Source organism: Streptomyces sp. NPDC050619, assembly GCF_040654815.1.
Taxonomy (GTDB): domain Bacteria; phylum Actinomycetota; class Actinomycetes; order Streptomycetales; family Streptomycetaceae; genus Streptomyces.
Genome location: NZ_JBFAIR010000014.1, coordinates 216,505 through 232,175, shown reverse-complemented (window position 1 = coordinate 232,175; position 15,671 = coordinate 216,505). Strand labels below are relative to the sequence as shown.

At 70.5% G+C, this 15,671-nt stretch carries 16 protein-coding genes; 6 read left to right on the top strand and 10 right to left on the bottom strand.

The genetic code is table 11. The features are described 5' to 3' along the window. Positions 1-16: 16 nt before the first annotated feature. On the bottom strand, positions 17-949 hold the full coding sequence (locus AB0I77_RS24120) for a zinc-binding dehydrogenase (RefSeq protein ID WP_363284724.1): 933 nt from the start codon (positions 947-949) through the stop codon (positions 17-19). An 87-nt stretch (positions 950-1,036) separates the two neighbouring features. Here AB0I77_RS24120 and AB0I77_RS24115 point away from each other — a divergent pair, with 87 nt between their 5' ends. The 3 genes from AB0I77_RS24115 to AB0I77_RS24105 all read left to right on the top strand — a co-directional run bounded on the left by AB0I77_RS24115 (position 1,037) and on the right by AB0I77_RS24105 (position 3,108). Beyond that, positions 1,037-1,636 carry a TetR family transcriptional regulator gene (locus AB0I77_RS24115; protein WP_363284723.1) on the top strand — a complete coding sequence of 200 codons (600 nt, stop codon included), beginning with the start codon at positions 1,037-1,039 and terminating at the stop codon, positions 1,634-1,636. 149 nt (positions 1,637-1,785) lie between these two features. Continuing rightward, complete coding sequence (locus AB0I77_RS24110) at positions 1,786-1,926, top strand: hypothetical protein (protein WP_363284722.1); 141 nt, start codon at positions 1,786-1,788, stop codon at positions 1,924-1,926. Between the two features lie 108 nt (positions 1,927-2,034). After that, entirely contained in the window at positions 2,035-3,108 is a 1,074-nt protein-coding gene (locus tag AB0I77_RS24105; protein ID WP_363284721.1) for a TauD/TfdA family dioxygenase, read from the top strand. A gap of 432 nt (positions 3,109-3,540) precedes the next feature. Here AB0I77_RS24105 and AB0I77_RS24100 read toward each other — a convergent pair whose 3' ends face one another. From AB0I77_RS24100 to AB0I77_RS24075, 6 genes are all read right to left on the bottom strand, one after another. Further along, the gene (locus tag AB0I77_RS24100; protein WP_363284720.1) at positions 3,541-4,173 is read right to left on the bottom strand and encodes a CoA transferase subunit B; all 633 of its coding nucleotides are present in this window, start codon (positions 4,171-4,173) and stop codon (positions 3,541-3,543) included. Further along, positions 4,173-4,943, bottom strand: a complete 771-nt coding sequence (locus tag AB0I77_RS24095) for a CoA transferase subunit A (protein ID WP_363284719.1) — start codon at positions 4,941-4,943, stop codon at positions 4,173-4,175. Before AB0I77_RS24095 ends, AB0I77_RS24100 begins: the two co-directional genes overlap by 1 nt. 68 nt (positions 4,944-5,011) lie before the next feature. After that, positions 5,012-6,172 (bottom strand): hypothetical protein, encoded by a 1,161-nt coding sequence (locus AB0I77_RS24090; protein ID WP_363284718.1) that lies wholly within the window; start codon positions 6,170-6,172, stop codon positions 5,012-5,014. 14 nt (positions 6,173-6,186) lie between these two features. Beyond that, complete coding sequence (locus AB0I77_RS24085) at positions 6,187-7,398, bottom strand: Dabb family protein (protein ID WP_363284717.1); 1,212 nt, start codon at positions 7,396-7,398, stop codon at positions 6,187-6,189. 21 nt (positions 7,399-7,419) lie between these two features. After that, positions 7,420-7,944: an aromatic-ring-hydroxylating dioxygenase subunit beta gene (locus AB0I77_RS24080; protein WP_363284716.1), complete on the bottom strand. Its 525-nt coding sequence runs from the start codon at positions 7,942-7,944 to the stop codon at positions 7,420-7,422. Next, complete coding sequence (locus AB0I77_RS24075) at positions 7,941-9,260, bottom strand: aromatic ring-hydroxylating dioxygenase subunit alpha (protein ID WP_363284715.1); 1,320 nt, start codon at positions 9,258-9,260, stop codon at positions 7,941-7,943. Before AB0I77_RS24075 ends, AB0I77_RS24080 begins: the two co-directional genes overlap by 4 nt. 252 nt (positions 9,261-9,512) lie before the next feature. On the opposite strand from AB0I77_RS24075, the gene fdxA reads away from it, so the two are divergent. The 3 genes from fdxA to AB0I77_RS24060 all read left to right on the top strand — a co-directional run bounded on the left by fdxA (position 9,513) and on the right by AB0I77_RS24060 (position 11,788). Continuing rightward, positions 9,513-9,836 (top strand): ferredoxin, encoded by a 324-nt coding sequence (gene fdxA, locus AB0I77_RS24070; protein ID WP_363284714.1) that lies wholly within the window; start codon positions 9,513-9,515, stop codon positions 9,834-9,836. Then, positions 9,833-10,837, top strand: a complete 1,005-nt coding sequence (locus tag AB0I77_RS24065; RefSeq protein ID WP_363284713.1) for an NAD(P)/FAD-dependent oxidoreductase — start codon at positions 9,833-9,835, stop codon at positions 10,835-10,837. The genes fdxA and AB0I77_RS24065 overlap by 4 nt, the downstream gene beginning before the upstream one ends. A gap of 153 nt (positions 10,838-10,990) precedes the next feature. Next, the gene (locus AB0I77_RS24060) at positions 10,991-11,788 is read left to right on the top strand and encodes an IclR family transcriptional regulator (protein ID WP_363284712.1); all 798 of its coding nucleotides are present in this window, start codon (positions 10,991-10,993) and stop codon (positions 11,786-11,788) included. A 213-nt stretch (positions 11,789-12,001) separates the two neighbouring features. On the opposite strand, the gene AB0I77_RS24055 is transcribed toward AB0I77_RS24060, so the two are convergent. From AB0I77_RS24055 to AB0I77_RS24045, 3 genes are read right to left on the bottom strand one after another with little or no spacing between them, the layout of a single operon-like run. Next, positions 12,002-14,125 (bottom strand): xanthine dehydrogenase family protein molybdopterin-binding subunit, encoded by a 2,124-nt coding sequence (locus AB0I77_RS24055; RefSeq protein WP_363284711.1) that lies wholly within the window; start codon positions 14,123-14,125, stop codon positions 12,002-12,004. Continuing rightward, positions 14,122-15,114 carry a xanthine dehydrogenase family protein subunit M gene (locus tag AB0I77_RS24050; RefSeq protein ID WP_363284710.1) on the bottom strand — a complete coding sequence of 331 codons (993 nt, stop codon included), beginning with the start codon at positions 15,112-15,114 and terminating at the stop codon, positions 14,122-14,124. Before AB0I77_RS24050 ends, AB0I77_RS24055 begins: the two co-directional genes overlap by 4 nt. Continuing rightward, positions 15,111-15,659, bottom strand: a complete 549-nt coding sequence (locus tag AB0I77_RS24045) for a 2Fe-2S iron-sulfur cluster-binding protein (protein WP_363284709.1) — start codon at positions 15,657-15,659, stop codon at positions 15,111-15,113. The genes AB0I77_RS24050 and AB0I77_RS24045 overlap by 4 nt, the downstream gene beginning before the upstream one ends. Positions 15,660-15,671: the final 12 nt, after the last annotated feature.

Here is a 15,671-nt window from a genome sequence, read left to right as displayed (position 1 = left end):
TGGCCGTCCCGGCCGGTTACTCAAGATCGAGGACGGCTTTGCCGTGGAGGCGGCGGCCGAGCAGAAGCTGCACCGCCTCGGAGTGACGAGTCCACGAGCCGCGCCAGGTGATGCCCGGATCGAGGCGGCTTGCGGCGATCTCTCCGGCCAGCCAGGTCAGATCCGCGGAGAAGTCGGTGGCGGGATCGCCGAAGAGGAAGAACGTGCGGATCGACCGGTCGTGCCGTCCTTCGGTGCCCACCAGGGCATCCGGTGACAGCACCACGTCGGCCTCGGAGGAACGGCCCACGCTGAAGAGAGTGCCGCCGGGCGACAGGGCGGCGAAGGCGTCGACGAGGTACTGTCCGCCGACGTTGTCGAGAACGGCCGACACGGGTTGCCGAACGGCGGCCGGCTCGGCGTGGACCTCGCGAGCACCCAGGGCCCGCAGGTCGTCCGCCTGGGCGGGGTTCCGGCTGATGGCGACGACGTGCGCGCCCCCGCGGGCGGCCAGTTGGACGGCGTAGCGGCCGACGCCGCCGGAAGCACCGGTGACCATCACACGGCGACCGAGCAGCGACCCCATCCGGCGCAGCACGTGCAGGGCGCTCAGTCCGGCGACGGGGAGGGTGCTGAGTGCGCCGGGGTCGGTGCCCTTCGGTGCGGTGCCGAGCCGGGCGGCGGGTACGGCTCGCAGTTCGGCCCAGCCGGCCTCGCCGACGGTGACGACCTTCTCTCCCTCGGCCGGGCCCGAGCCGTCGGCGGCCGCCTGGACGACCGTGCCGGCCGCGTCCCAGCCGAGCACGGTGCCGCCCGGCAGCTCCGGACGTGTCACCCCGTGGACCTCACCGAAGTTCAGCGATACCGACTCGACCCGTACGAGCGCCTCGTGGGCGGCGGGCCGTGGTGCGGGGACATCTGTCAATGACAGGTGCCCGGGGCGGGTGTGGTCGACGACGAGTGCGCGCACAGGAAGATCCCCTTCACGAAGTGCCACAGTGTGGCGTTTGCTCCAGTAGAGCATATGCGCGCTCTCGGCGTACTTGGTAAGGTGCTCATGATGACCACCTCCGAACAGCCCGCCACCCTGCGCGAACGCAAGAAGCTCCGCACTCGCCAGGCACTGGCCGACACCGCCGTCACGCTCTTCGGCGAACGCGGATTCGACAACACTCCGCTGGACGCGCTGCTGGAGCAGGTGGAGGTGTCCCGGCGGACCTTCTTCCGCAACTTCCGGTCCAAGGAGGACGTGGCACTCACCGCCGTCACGCACCTGTGGGACATCTACCTGGAAGTCCTGGACGGCATCAAGAAGTCCGGGCCACTGGCCGACGTCCTCCTCGACGCCATGCTGACCACGCTGGAGCGCATGGACGAGGACTGGTACCGGCACTTCCCGCTCACGCTCCGACTGATCGCCGACTCGCCCGCCCTTGATGGGTACACGCTGCGGTACTGCGCCGAAGTCCAGACCGAGATCGCGCGCTGCCTCGACGGACAGGGCCGTCTCGAGCTGCGGCTCCTCATCGAGTTCTTCGTGGCCGCCTGGCGCTGCGCTCTGGACGAATGGCTGCCCGAATGCACACCGGGCGAACTGCCCGCACTCTTGCGCCGGACCTGCTCGTCCATGAACTCCGCCCTCAGCCTGGAGGCGTGAGCTCGCTCGCTGTCCGCCCTCGCACCGGGCCCCGTCCTGGTCCAGCCGCCGAAGGACTGGCGTACTGCATCACGAGACGGCATCTCGCCCATTGACCGAGACTCGGACGTCTCCTATGGTTGAGGCACTTCTCGAAAGGACGGACCAGCATGAGGCCAGTCGCTCTGATCGGCGTCTTGCTCGTGTCGTGCTCTGGCCGCCGGACCTACGACGAGCCGCTCAGCTTCTTCCCGCCCCGGGAGGGACTGCGCCCGGGCACGGCGGTCGGCGAGCCTCAGACTCCCTTCTGAGTGTCGTTCGTCGCCGCGCGACGAGCCCCCGCCGCACTGAAGTGTCCATCGCCTGTCGTGTCTTCGCCGACGGGCTGTTTCACCACATTTTTCGAGGAGTGCATCATCGTGACCACCACCGTCGGCATTGAGCCGATCTCCGGGCCGTCCGCCTGGCGCGGAGACGAGCTGTCGAAGTCCACCGAATGGATCTACGTCCTCAGCGACGCCGAGCGCGCCGAGCTGGAAGACCTGGGACGGCGCTTCGTCGCCGACGACCCCGACCTGCGCACCGTCACCGCCGCCGACTACCCGTTCGACGCCTGTCGCGCCCTCAACGACGAGTGCGCCCAGCAGATGGACGCCGGCCGGGGCTTCATCCTGGTGCGTGGCCTGCGCACCGAGGAGTACGGCGACCCCGTGGCCGGGGCCATCTTCTTCATCATGGGCCTGCACCTCGGCCTGCCGATCGGGCAGAACCAGAGGGGCGACCTGCTCGACCACGTGATCGCCACGTCGAACAAGACGATGTCCGACGAGGGCGCGCTGCCCTCCCGCATACGGGACCGGCTGCCGTTCCACTCGGACAGCTCCGACGTCGTCGCCCTCATGTGCCTGCGCGGAGCCAAGGAGGGCGGAGCCTCCAGCCTGGTCAGCGGCACCACGATCTACAACGAGATGCTGCGTCGCCGGCCGGACCTCGCCGCGCGGCTCTTCGACACCTACCACTGGGACTGGCGGCGTCAGGACCCCGACTCCCCGGAACTCACGTACACCTCGCCGATCCTCAGCCACGTCAACGGCGTCTTCAGCACCTACGCGGGCAACTCGATGATCTTCAGCGCGCAGGAGTACCCCGGCGTCCCCCAACTGACGCCCGACCAGGCCGCGGCCATCACCCTCTTCGACGAGATCTCGCAGGAGCCCGGACTGCCGATCGACATGGACTTCCAGCCGGGGGACGTGCAGTGGCTGCTCAACTACGCCGCACTGCACTCGCGCACCAGCTACATCGACCACCCGGAACCGGAGCGCCGCCGCCACCTGCTGCGTCTGTGGCTCAAGCGCGACGTCGGCCGACCGCTGGCCCCTAAGTTCGGCAAGCACGTCGTCGTGATGGGTGAGCCCACTACACCCCTGGTGACCGGCGGCCGATTCCGCCTCGCCGACGCCGTCACCGTCAACGACGACTGGGGCGTTTGACGCCGTCTCCTCGCGGTGACGGCGGTCGATCGTCACTGAGCCTCGCGCGGCCGGCGCCCTCATGAGCGTCGGCGGCCGGTGTCCCTCGGACACCAGTCGCTCGCCGAGCGTGCTGAGGATCGTGGTGCCGCCGGGGAGAACTCCCGACCGCCGCAGCCAGGGTGACCTCTGGCTGCGGCGGTCGTCTGTCGTGGCGAGGAAGTCCGCGAGCGCATCCGGGCGGCAGCGTCCCGCCGGCACCGGGGAGCCGCCGTGTACAGCGAGCGGGTCTCCGGCCACGATCACGGCCTCGAGGCCGGACACGCAAAAGCCGGTCGACGATCGCCCAGGATGGCGAGCGTCGACCGGCCGGCAGCATGGTCATGGGGGTGGGCCGCGGTACTCGTCGCCGGTGCCGTGGGCGAAGGCCCCCCGGCGGGCGGCGAGGTCGTCTCAGAGGACGAGCACCTTCGCCGCCGTCTTCGCGGTGATCTCATCGGCGGTGACGCCGGGGGCGGTCTCGACAAGGACCAGGCCGTCCTCGGTGACGTCGAGGACGCCGAGGTCGGTGATGATCCGCTCCACGCAGCCCTTCCCCGTCAGCGGCAGGTCGCACTCCTGCACGATCTTCGGGGTGCCGTCCTTGGCGATGTGGGTCATGGTGACGATCACCCGGCGGGCACCGTGTACCAGGTCCATGGCTCCGCCGATCCCGGTCACCATCCTGCCCGGGATCGCCCAGTTGGCGAGGTCGCCCCGTTCGGAGACCTGCATGGCGCCGAGTACGGCCGCGTCGATGTGGCCGCCGCGGATCATGCCGAACGACAGGGCGGAGTCGAAGAAGGCCGCGCCGGGCAGGACGGTGACCGTCTCCTTGCCCGCGTTGATCAGGTCCGGGTCGACCTCGTCCTCGTACGGAAAGCGGCCGGTACCGAGGATGCCGTTCTCCGACTCCAGCACGACGTGGACACCCTCGGGCAGGTGGTTGGGGATCAGCGTCGGCAGCCCGATGCCGAGGTTGACGTACTCGCCGTCGCGCAGTTCGCGGGCCGCGCGGGCGGCCATCTCGTCCCGTGTCCAGGCCATCAGACCCGCACCTCCCTGGGCGTCACCGTGAGGTTCTCGATCTTCTTGTCGACGGCCTGCTCGGGGCTGAGGGCCACCACGCGCTGGACGAAGATGCCCGGCAGGTGGACCTGGTCGGGGTCGATCGCGCCCGGTTCGACCAGCTCCTCCACCTCGGCGATCGTGATGCGGCCCGCCATGGCGGCCAGCGGGTTGAAGTTGCGGGCGGACTTGTTGAACACGAGGTTGCCGTGCCGGTCGCCCTTCGCCGCCCGCACCAGGGCGAAGTCGGTGGTGATGCCGTGTTCCAGGACGTACTCGACGCCGTCGAACTCGCGGACCTCCCTGGCCGGTGAGGCGACGGCGACCCCGCCCTGGCCGTCGTAGCGCCAAGGCAGTCCGCCGTCGGCGACCTGGGTGCCGACCCCGGCCGGAGTGTAGAAGGCCGGGATGCCGCAGCCCCCGGCCCGCAGCCGCTCGGCGAGGGTGCCCTGCGGGATCAGCTCCAGCTCGATCTCGCCGCCCAGGTACTGGCGGGCGAACTCCTTGTTGCCGCCGATGTAGCTGCCGGTGACCCGGGATATCCGGCCCGCGTCGAGCAACACGGCGAGGCCTGATTCCATCGCCCCGCAGTTGTTGGAGACGACGTCGAGTCCCGTGACGCCGGTGTCGTACAGGGCCTCGATCAAGGCGCCCGGAATTCCGCTGAGTCCGAAGCCGCCGACAGCCAGGGACGCCCCGTCGGGAACGTCCCTCACCGCCTCGGCCGCGGAGGCGACCACCTTGTCCATCCGCCTGCCCACTTTTCTGCAGGGCGAATGCGCCCCGCGTGCTGATTGTTCGGAAAGTGAAAGAAAATTCAGAATGATTCGGTCAGCAGCCGGCGGTAGATGCGCGCATAGGCGGTCAGCTGCCCCAACGACAGGGCATCGCGCCGTGGATCGTCGGCCGCCGGCTTCGCCTGCGGGCCCAGACGCACGGTGTCGACACCCCGGGCGCGCAGGACGACACCGTCGGTCGATCCCGTCCAGCCGGTGATCGGCGGCGGCTGCGCACCGAACTCGTCGAGCCAGGCCGCGCGGGCGGCCGTCACCACCGGGGCGTCGGCCGGAGTCGCCGCGGCTGCCGCGACCGGCTCGGCCGCCACCTCGACCGCGCAGTCGCGCAGCACGGACTGTGCGCACCGTGCCCGCAGCCGGTCGGCCAGTTCGGCCGCCAGCGGCTTCGGCTCCACCGGGTCACCGGTGACGACGTACAGATCGATCCGCAGCTGGGCGGGCAGCAGGTCCGGTTTGTCCGGCCAGCCCCCGCTGATCGCGCCGATGCCGCATGCCCGGCCGGTCTGTCCCGCCCGCGGGTCGGCGGCCAGGTAGGCCGTGCGCCAGCGGGCCAGCTCGTCCAGCACGATGCCGGCCCCCGCGACGACTCCCCCGGGCGGCGTGGCCGACTCCGCCATCATCGCGGCCCCGGAGCGGCCGGTCACCCGGACGGTCAGGTAGAGCGCGCCCGGCTCGTGCCACAGCAGGGTGGGCGGGCCGCACTTGGCGACGATCGCCGAGTGCGGCAGCGGGTACGCGTCGGCGTAGGCCTCGATGCCGGTGATCTCGCCGGAGCGGCGGTGCGTGCCGGAGCCGGCGAGCAGCAGCCGCCCGGCACCCGCCTCGGCGAACGCGACGAGCGCGGCGGCCGCCGGCCCGCGGGCGACCCCGAGGCCGAAGCCGGCCACCACGTCACCCTTCACGCCGAGCGGAGCGATGGGCGCGGCGTTCCCGGTGACGAGGTGGTTGTGCGCCCCGCCGTCGTCCAGCGATGTGTCGAGGTGGGAGTACAGCAGCGGCCCGGCCCCGTGCGCGGCGATCAGGCTGGCGCCTGTGGGGCCGTGCTCCAGTACCTGCCACTCGACGTGCGGCCACCGGTCCGCGCACCAGGCGCGCAGCCGGTGGGCCGCCGTCCGTTCCTGCCCGCGGGGAGCGGGGGTCGCGTCGAGCAGGTGCAGGACGTCGAGCAGCTGCTGTCCCAAGGGCAGCTTCCGGCTCAAAAACGTCCCCAGTCGTCGGACGCCGGACGCCATACGTCGATGTTGCGCGGGTCGGCCGGCATCCTGCGGGCCCGGTGCGTCTCGTGCTCCTCCGGCGTGAGCACCCGGTGCGCGTCGCACAGTTCGAACCTCGGGCCGAAGCGCGTGTCGTGCAGGTAGAACGCGATCGACGTCGACGCCGAGTGGTTGACGATGTCGGAGGCGATCGGCGCGCCCTTGTACAGCGCGCGGGCGCGCATCCGCATGACGTGGTCGAGGCTCTTCATCGCGAAGCACAGGTGCGCGACGAAGTGCTCCTTGTTGTTCTGCACCGCGACGCTGTGATGGTGGCGGTCCTCGCCGCGGAAGAACGTGGTCGAGCCGACGACGTAGTCCGAGGGGATGAACCTGAGGACGTGTCGGTAGAAGGCCTGCGTCTCCTGGTATTTCGCGGTGGCGATGAAGGGGTGCACCAGGCTGAGCGGCCGGATCTCGATGTGCGGCGGCTCGGCGTACTCCTGGAACTCGGTGAACAGCTCGATGATGAGGCCGTTGGGGTCCTTGACCGCGAAGCCGTTCTCGCACAGCGCCTGCTGGCGTTCCTGGAGCTGAAGGACCTCCAGGCCGGCGTCGAGGACGCTCTTGTGGAGCTGTTCGAGGACCTCCTCGCTCTCCACGCTGTAGCCGACCGCGGTCGTCCACCCGTCGGTGCGCTCGGGCGCGCTGATCAGCTCGATCGCGTGGTGCTCGATGTCGGCGCGCAGGTAGGCGTACTCGTCCGTACGCTGCTCCAGCTGGAGCCCGACGTGGTACTCGAGGAAGTCGATCGTGGCCTGCATGTCCGGAACCTCGATCCGGGCGTACTCCATGCCGTACGGGGCGTGCGGGCGGGTGCTCACTGGGGATGTCCTTCCTGCAGCGAGCGACGGACGCTCGGCGTACTCGAACGAGGTGATGGCCTGCCGGTCGATGACCGGTCGCCAGCGGGTGTGCACGAAGTTCTCGTGGGACTCGCTGCCGAGATAGGCGAGCAGGTCGTCGCGGCTGTCGAAGTCGACGGCCATGGTGTGGGTGAAGGTCTGGTCGCGGGTGCTGATGTTCTCGCCGAGGACGAAGGCGCGCATGGCCGGGTAGCGGTCAGGGAAGGTGCGCAGCTCGGCCAGCACGGAATCCCGTACGGCCTGGTCGACTTCGTCGGCGAAGCGGAAGGACAGGGTGTGTCGGATCATCGGGTCACCATCCGTCGCCGGCTAGAGGATGAAGCTGAGCCGGGCGCCTGCCGCCAGCGACTCGTGGCCGAGGACCGAGCGCCGCAAGCGGAACCGCAGTCCGTCCTCGGTCGGCACCAGCACATGCTCGTACCAGCCGACGTAGGCGTCGAAGTGGCCGTCGCGGGCGCGGTGCACCACGAAGGACGCCGACACGCGGAAGGAATCCTCCGTGTGCTGGGACAGCCGCACGTTGGAGACCAGCCGGTGGGTGCGCGAGTGCGGGTTCTCGGCGTGCGCCTTGCGGGACTTGAGGCGCTTGACGCGGGCGAGGATCAGGTCCCAGTCGTCGTCGACGAAGGATCCGGTCTCGTGCGGCGACCAGCCGGGGCGGTAGTCGGTGGTCGGGATCTCGTAGCGGGCGCCGGGCTCGAAGAGGGCCAGCCAGCTGTCGTAGTCCCAGCGATCGAGGATGTCCGCCTCGGAGTAGAGGAAGTCCTCCACCTCCGGGCGGGTGATGGTGCGTCCCTGGCACTGCACGGAGTGGGTGTTGGTGATCGCGGTCATCGCACGTCCCTGCCTTCGAGGAAGGCCGCCGGGCGGTCGCCGTGGACGGCGAGGCCGTCATCGAGGCCGACGGCTTCGATCCAGTGCCGCCAGAAGCCCCGCATCGCACCTTCGTCGGTCGATCTGCCCTGCACGCCCTTGACCTCGTCGGCCATGCCGCGTGACATGTCGCTGTAGTCCAGCTCGGGCACAGCGGTGTCCGCCGTGGCCTGGATGCCGCGCTGGACCGCCTCGTACGCCTCGATGTCGTCCGGCGTGGCGAGCCCGCCCGGGCCGACGAAGCTGACGACCGTCTTCATGCGCAGGGCGCGCGCGGCCGGGTCCTCGTCACGGGGGACCAGCTGCCAGGCGCGTACGTCGGTCTGGTCGGGTGCCACCGGTTCCAGCTGCCGGATCGACAGCCCTTCGATGTCGAACAGGAGGAGATTGGGGAACACGAACAGGATGTGGCTCTCGTCGGCCACGTGGTGCGCCCGCTTCTCCCCGAGCCGCTGCGTCATCTCGGCTCGATGGGCCTCGGTGCGCACCCGCTCGTCCTCGCCGAAGCGCGGTTCCCATTCCATACTGATACGTCCGCCGTGCCCGGTCAGGACCAGCAGCCCGTGGCCGTTGCCGAGGTTGTAGGCGTACTGGTTGTCGTCGGTGACGGCGTAGCCGCTCTCGCGCAGGTAGCCCACGAACGTGTTGTGGGTCGGCGCGAAGTGGTAGCCGTCCATCGCGTTCTCGACGGCGAGTTTCCAGTTGCCCCGCACGCTGTACTGCTGCGTGCCGGGCAGTGTGGTCATGCCACCGACGTGCTGCTGCTCGATCATCGTCATGTAGTCGGCCGCGTCGCCGAGGTGCTCGAGCAGCGGCGGGACGTCGGGGTCGAAGGCGACGAAGACGTACCCCTCGTGGATCTCCAGGCGCGGGACACCGCGCAGCCCCATGGACGCCTTGAACTCGTCGGTCGACTCGTACGCGTCGGCGTCGGGGATGGCGGCGAGGTCACCGTTGTTGCGGAATGTCCAGGCGTGGTAGAAGCACTGGAAGAGCCTGGCCGAACCCTCGCTCTCGCGGCACAGCACGGTGCCGCGGTGCGGACAGGAGTTCAGGAAGGCGTGCACCTCGCCGGCACTGTCCCGGCAGAAGATCAGTGGCCGGCCGCCGAGGGTGCGGACCTTGAAGTCGTTGGGGTTGGGGATCTCGGTCTCGTGACCGAGGTAGAGCCAGGTGTGTGTCCACACCCAGCCGCGTTCCCGGGTGAAGATCTCCGCGCTGCGGTAGGCCTCGCGGTTGACCCGGAAGGTGAGCTGGTCCCAGTCCTCGACGATCATCGGTGCTGGGACGGTCCGGGGGGCGGTCCGGGGGTTGCTTCCCATTACGGCGTATGCCTCTCACAAGTCCCGACCCGAGTGGCGTGCTGTGAGACGCCATCTCGTATGTCGCACCAGCTTCGCCTAGCACACGCGACACTGTCAAGCAATCACCTGATGGTTGACACCCGGGGCCGACACCGTCATCATCCATTCCACATTAGAAGACACCATCTCGCATTCTGTGCGACCGTGTGAAGGGCAAGAAAGCCCGTGCCGTACGTCATCACCCAGGCCTGCCTCGACATCATGGACAAGTCGTGCATGGAGGAGTGTCCGGCCGACTGCATCTACGAGGGCGACCGGATGCTCTACATCCAGCCCGACGAATGCGTCGAGTGCGGGCGCTGCGAACCCGTCTGCCCGCAGATCTCGATCTTCCACCACGAGGACCTGCCGGCCGAGGCCCAGCAGGCCGAGCGCATCAACGCCGAGTTCTTCACCCTGGAGATCGTCGGAGCCGAACCGCTCGGGTCGCCCGGCGGCGCACGCAAGGTCGGCCGCATCGGCCGCGACCACCCCGAGGTGGGAGCGTGAGCGCCTTCCCGAACGCCACGGGCGCCGGCCCCGAGGTCTCCGTCGACCTGCTCGTCATCGGCGCCGGCCCGACGGGGCTGTACGGCGCGTACTACGCCGGCTTCCGCGGATTGAGCGTCGCCGTCGCCGACGCGCTGCCCGAGGTGGGCGGCCAGATCGCCGCGCTGTACCCCGAGAAACTCGTCTACGACGTGGCCGGCTTCCCCGCCGTCCGCGGCCAGGACCTGGTGGACCGGCTGGCCGAGCAGGCCGGGCGGTGGAACCCCACCTATCTGCTGGGGCACGGGGTCACCCAGCTCGACGACGCGGGCGAGGGCATCGTCGCCACGACCGACGCCGGCGCGCGGATCACGGCGGGGGCGGTGCTCATCTGCGGCGGGATCGGCAACTTCGTCCCCCGCGAGCTTCCGGTGGGCTCCGACTACCTCGGCCGGGGGCTTCGGTACTTCGTGCCGCGGCTGGACGAACTCGCCGGACAGGACGTCGTGGTGGTCGGCGGCGGGGACTCCGCGCTGGACTGGGCGCTGTCGCTGGAGCCGATCGCCTCGTCGGTGACCGTGGTGCACCGGCGTCCGCGCTTCCGGGCCCACGAACGCACCGTCGAGCAGGTGCACGCATCCTCCGTGCGGGTCCTGACGCCCTACGAGGTCGAGAAGATCTCCGGCGACGGGGCGCTTTCGGAGGTCGTGGTCGCGTGCTCCGACAGCGGCGACCGGATCAGCCTGCCCGCCCAGTCCGTCGTCGCCGCGCTCGGCTTCATCGCCGATCTCGGCCCGATCGAAGGGTGGGGACTGGACCTGCGCCGCCGGCGCATCCTCGTCGACCGCACGATGCGCACGAGCCGCGAGCGCGTCTTCGCGGCCGGTGACATCGCCGACCACGACGGCAAGGTCAGCCTCATCTCGATCGGCTTCGGCGAGGCGGCCCTCGCCGTCAACCACATCGCCTCCCTGCTCGACCCGGCACGCTCGCTCACGCCGGGGCACTCCTCCGATGCGTGAGTGCCCCACTCCCGCTCACCGCCGTGGCTCGCCATGGAGGACCACCTCAGCACTTCCCGCACATTTGCACGGCCCCCACCGTTACGCTATCCAATACGGTGTTCCACTCAACGTCTTACCACCTTATTAAGCACGGGACAGGAGCAAGAACCCATGGCCACGAAGGCGCAGCCCGGCACCGGCGAGCAGGGCGCTCCCGACACGACCGCGCCGACCATCCAGACGGTGCAGCGTGCGGCACTGATCCTCGGCTCGTTCACGGTCGGCAAGCCGCAGATGAGTCTCAATGAGATCACCGCGCGTCTCGGGGCGAGCAAGGCGACCGCGCACCGCTACACGAAGGCGCTGCGGGCGGCGAACTTGCTGCGGTACGACCAGCGCACCTCGCTCTACTCCCTCGGCCCCCAGGTGCTCACGCTCGCCTCGGCCGCGCGGGCCGGCCTACCGATCGTCGCCGCCGCCGAGCCGTACATGGAGGATCTGGTCCGGCGCATCGACGAGACGATCGTGCTGTCGGTCTGGGACGGTGAGTCGCCGACCGTGGTGCGCTCGGTGGACAACACCGCCCACATGGTGCGCATCAGCGTCCGGGTCGGCTCGCGTCTCGACCTCACTTCCTCGGCACAGGGACGGATCTTCCTCACGTTCCTGCCCCCGGACCAGGTACCGGCGCTGCCGCGCTCGGTCCGCAAGTCGACCGAGCTCACCGACGAACTCGAGGCCATCCGGCGGCACGGGCTGTCGGTCAACTCCCCCGCCGTCAACGGGGTCCGCACCATCGCGGCGCCGATCTTCGAGGGCGACGAGATCAGCGGAACGCTCGCTGTCGTCGGCACGACGGCGACCGTCCCCGACGACGTCACGTCGCCGATGGCCCAGGCACTGCTGGAGACCGCCCGCTCGCTGTCGCAGCGGCTGGGCACCTCGGACGGCACAGCCGTCGCCGGCTGACCCACGTGCCGACGCACAAAGCCGGCCCACCGCGGAGGCGGGGGGCCGGCTTTGTGTCGTGGGAGACGTCCATCACGGGAGGTCTTCGACGGCTTACGCGGCCGGCCCCGAACCACCCGGGCGGCGCCCGGTCAGGCCACTCGCGAAGACGTCCTCGTCGCTGTGACCGAACGGCTGGAACACGGCCTGGCCGTCCTCGGTTCCTCGGCGAGGTCAAGCATCCGCGGCTCCGGCGAGGAGCACGCGGTCGGGCCGGATGGGCAGATGACGGTGACGTACGCCGGTCGCGTGCCACACCGCGTTGGCGATCGCCGCCACCGCGCCCACGATCCCGATCTCGCCGATGCCTTTGATTCCGACCGGGTCGTCCGGGTCGGGGTCGTCCACCCAGTCCACCTCGATGAGCGGGACGTCGGCGTGGGCCGCGAAGTGGTAGCCCGCCAGGTCGGCGCCGACCAGGCCGCCCGTGGCCCGGTCCCGGACCGCCTCCTCGTGCAGGGCCATGGAGATGGCCCACGTCATTCCGCCGACGAGCTGATTGCGCGCGGTGAGCGGGTTGACGATCCGGCCCGCGGCGAAGACGCCGAGCATGCGCCGCACGCGCACCTCACCGGTGCCTACGTCGACGGCGACCTCGGCGAACTGCGCACCGAAGGAGTGCCGTTCCCTGCCTGCGAGGGCCCGGACGGCCTCGGCGGTGTCCGACCGCACCGTGATCCCCTCCGGCGGGACGACCGCACCCGCGGCCAGTCGCTCCCGCAACTCCCCCGCCGCGACCGTGACCGCCCATCCCCAGGAGCGAGTGCCCATGGACGCTCCGGCGGGCCCCGCCTGGCCGAAGTCACTGTCGCCCAGGCGCACGTGGACCTGGCTGGGGGACGCCCTCAGCGCGTCGGCGGCGATCAGGGTGAGCGCGGTCCGCGCCCCGGTCCCGATGTCGGCCGCGTTGACCCGCACGGTGAAGCCGCCGTCCGCCTCGGCCGTCACGGCCGCCGTCGCGGGCACGGCCATGGCCGGGAAGGAGGCCGCCGCCATGCCGGTGCCCAGCAGCCGGCGCCCGTCCCGGCGCAGGCCGGGGCGTGGATCCCGGTCCGCCCAGCCGAACCTGCGCTCGCCCTCCCGGAGGCAGGCGAGCAGTCTGCGGGGGCTGAAGGGCAGCCCGGACACCGGCCCCACCTGGGGCTCGTTGCGTACGCGCAGTTCGATCGGGTCCAGGCCGCATTTCTCGGCGAGTTCGTCGAGCGCCGACTCCAGCGCGAACGACCCCGGTGCCTCGCCCGGGGCGCGCATCCAGGTCGGGGTCGGCACGTCCAGCCGTACGACCCGGTGCGAGGTGTGGTGGGCGTCGGCGTCGTACATCACCCGCGCCCCCTGAGTGCACGGCTCGACCCAGTCGTGCATGCTCGAGGTGAGGTTCAGGGAACGGTGTTCGAGGACGCGCAGCCGGCCGTCGGCGTCGGCGCCGAGCCTGACCCGCTGCACGGTGGGGCTGCGGTAGCCGACGAGCGAAAACATCTGACGTCGTGTCAGAACGACGCGAACCGGCCGCCGCAGGACGGCCGCGGCCATCGCCGCGGCCACCTGGTGCGCCCGGACGTGCTCCTTGGACCCGAAGCCGCCGCCGACATGTTCGGAGCGCACGCGCACGGAGGACGCGTCGAGCGAGAACAGCTTGGCGAGTTCGCTCGCGACATTGGCGGTGCCCTGGTTGGAGTCGACGACTTCGAGCCGGCCGCCGTCCCAGCGGGCCGTGGCCGCATGCGGCTCCATCGGGTGGGGGTGCTCCTCCGGCGTGGTGTACTCGGCGTCCACGACGACGGCGGCCACGGCGAGTTGAGCTGCGAGGTCGCCCTTCTCCACCACCGCGGGCTCGTAGGTGTCCAGGGGGTAGGTGTCCGGACGTGATCCGGAGAACTCGACGTCGTGCGGTTGACGTTCGTAGTGCACGACCAGCGCCTCGGCGGCCTCCCTGGCCTGCTCGGAGGTCTCGGCGACGACCACGGCCACCGGCCAGCCCAGGTACGGCACCCGGTCGTGCTGGAAGAGGGCCACGGTCGGGTCCGGTGGAACGCCCAGCAGGGTCATGTAGTCGTTGTCGACGCGCGGGGCGTTGCCGTAGTGCAGGACAGTGAGCACGCCCGGCATCCGAAGGACCGGTGCGGTGTCCAGCGAGCGGACACGACCACGGGCGATGATGGACAACACCAGCCAGCCGTGGGCGAGTTCGGCGAAGGGGATCTCCGCCGCGTAGCGGGCGGCTCCGGTGACCTTGTCCCGGCCCTCGACACGGGTGCGCGCGGTGCCGACGGAGTGCCGGCGCGTGGGGGAGGTGGTCATCGGGCGGCCTCCTCGGCGAGTTCGGTGAGCACGGCCACCACGAGGTTGCGCATGAGGGTCACCTTGTATCCGTTGTGGGGCAGCGGCTTCGCGGCGGCCAGTTCGGCGTCCGCGGCGGCGGCGAAGGTCTCGGCCTCGGCAGGCGCACCGGTCAGCACGCGTTCGGCCGCCCGAGCCCGCCACGGCCTGGACGCGACCGCCCCGAAGGCCAGGCGTACGTCCTGCACGACGCCGCCTCGGACGTCGAGCGCGGCGGCGATCGAGCCGATCGCGAACGCGTACGAGGCACGCTCGCGCACCTTCCGGTAGCGGGAGTTGGCGGCGACAGGGGCGGGCGGCAGGGTGACGCCGGTGATCAGCGCCCCCGGCGGCAGCGCGGTCTCCCGGTGCGGGGTGTCCCCCACGGGCAGGTAGAACTCGGCGAGCGGCAACTCGCCAGGCCCGTCGGCGGTTTCGTACGACACGACCGCGTCGAAAGCCGTCAGCGCCACGCCCATGTCAGAAGGGTGGACGGCCACACAGCGCTCGGAGGCGCCCAGGATCGCGTGGTTGTGGTGCTCGCCCTCGACCGCGGGGCAACCGCTGCCGGGGACACGCTTGTTGCACGGTTTGGTCACGTCGGCGAAGTAGCCGCAGCGGGTGCGCTGGAGCAGGTTCCCGCCGACCGTGGCCATGTTGCGCAGCTGCCCCGAGGCACCGGCCAGCACCGCCTGCGCCAACGCCGGGTAGCGGCTTCGGACTTCGGGGTGGGCGGCGAGGTCGCTGTTGGTCACGGTCGCGCCGATACGCAGGCCGCCGCTCTCCGTCGACTCGACTCGGTCAAGGGGCAGCGCGCGCACGTCGACGAGCCGGCCCGACCGTTCCACACCGGTCTTCATCAGGTCGACGAGGTTGGTGCCGCCCCCGAGGAAGCGGGCGTCCGGGTCGGCGTCGAGCAGGGCGAGGGCGCCAAGGACGTCGTGCGCGCGCTGGTATCCGAACTCCTTCATGCCGCCGGCCTCGTGCTCTCGGTCCCGGCCGCGCGTGCGACCGCCTGGACGATCGCCACGTACGCGCCGCAGCGGCACAGGTTGCCGCTCATCCGCTCCCGGATCTCCTCCGCGGTCAACGGCGGCGGCCCGGCTTCGAGGCGGACGTCACCGGTGACAGCACTGGGCCAGCCCGCCGCGTGTTCCTCGATCACCGCGACGGCCGAGCAGATCTGCCCGGGTGTGCAGTAGCCGCACTGGAAGCCGTCGAGATCGAGGAACGCCTGCTGCACCGGGTGCAGTCGGTCGCCGTCCGCGAGACCTTCGACGGTGGTGATCTCGCGGCCCTCGGCCGCCACCGCGAGCTGGAGGCACGCCACGGCCCGGCGGCCGTCGAGCAGAACGGTGCAGGCACCGCACTGCCCTTGGTCGCAGCCCTTCTTGGTGCCGGTCAGATCGAGGCGCTCACGCAGGACATCGAGCACGGTGGTGCGGTGGTCGACGCACAGTGCGTACCTCTCGCCGTTGATGTCCAAGGTGACGGCACTGGTCGTCGATGGGGCCATGATCAGCCTTCT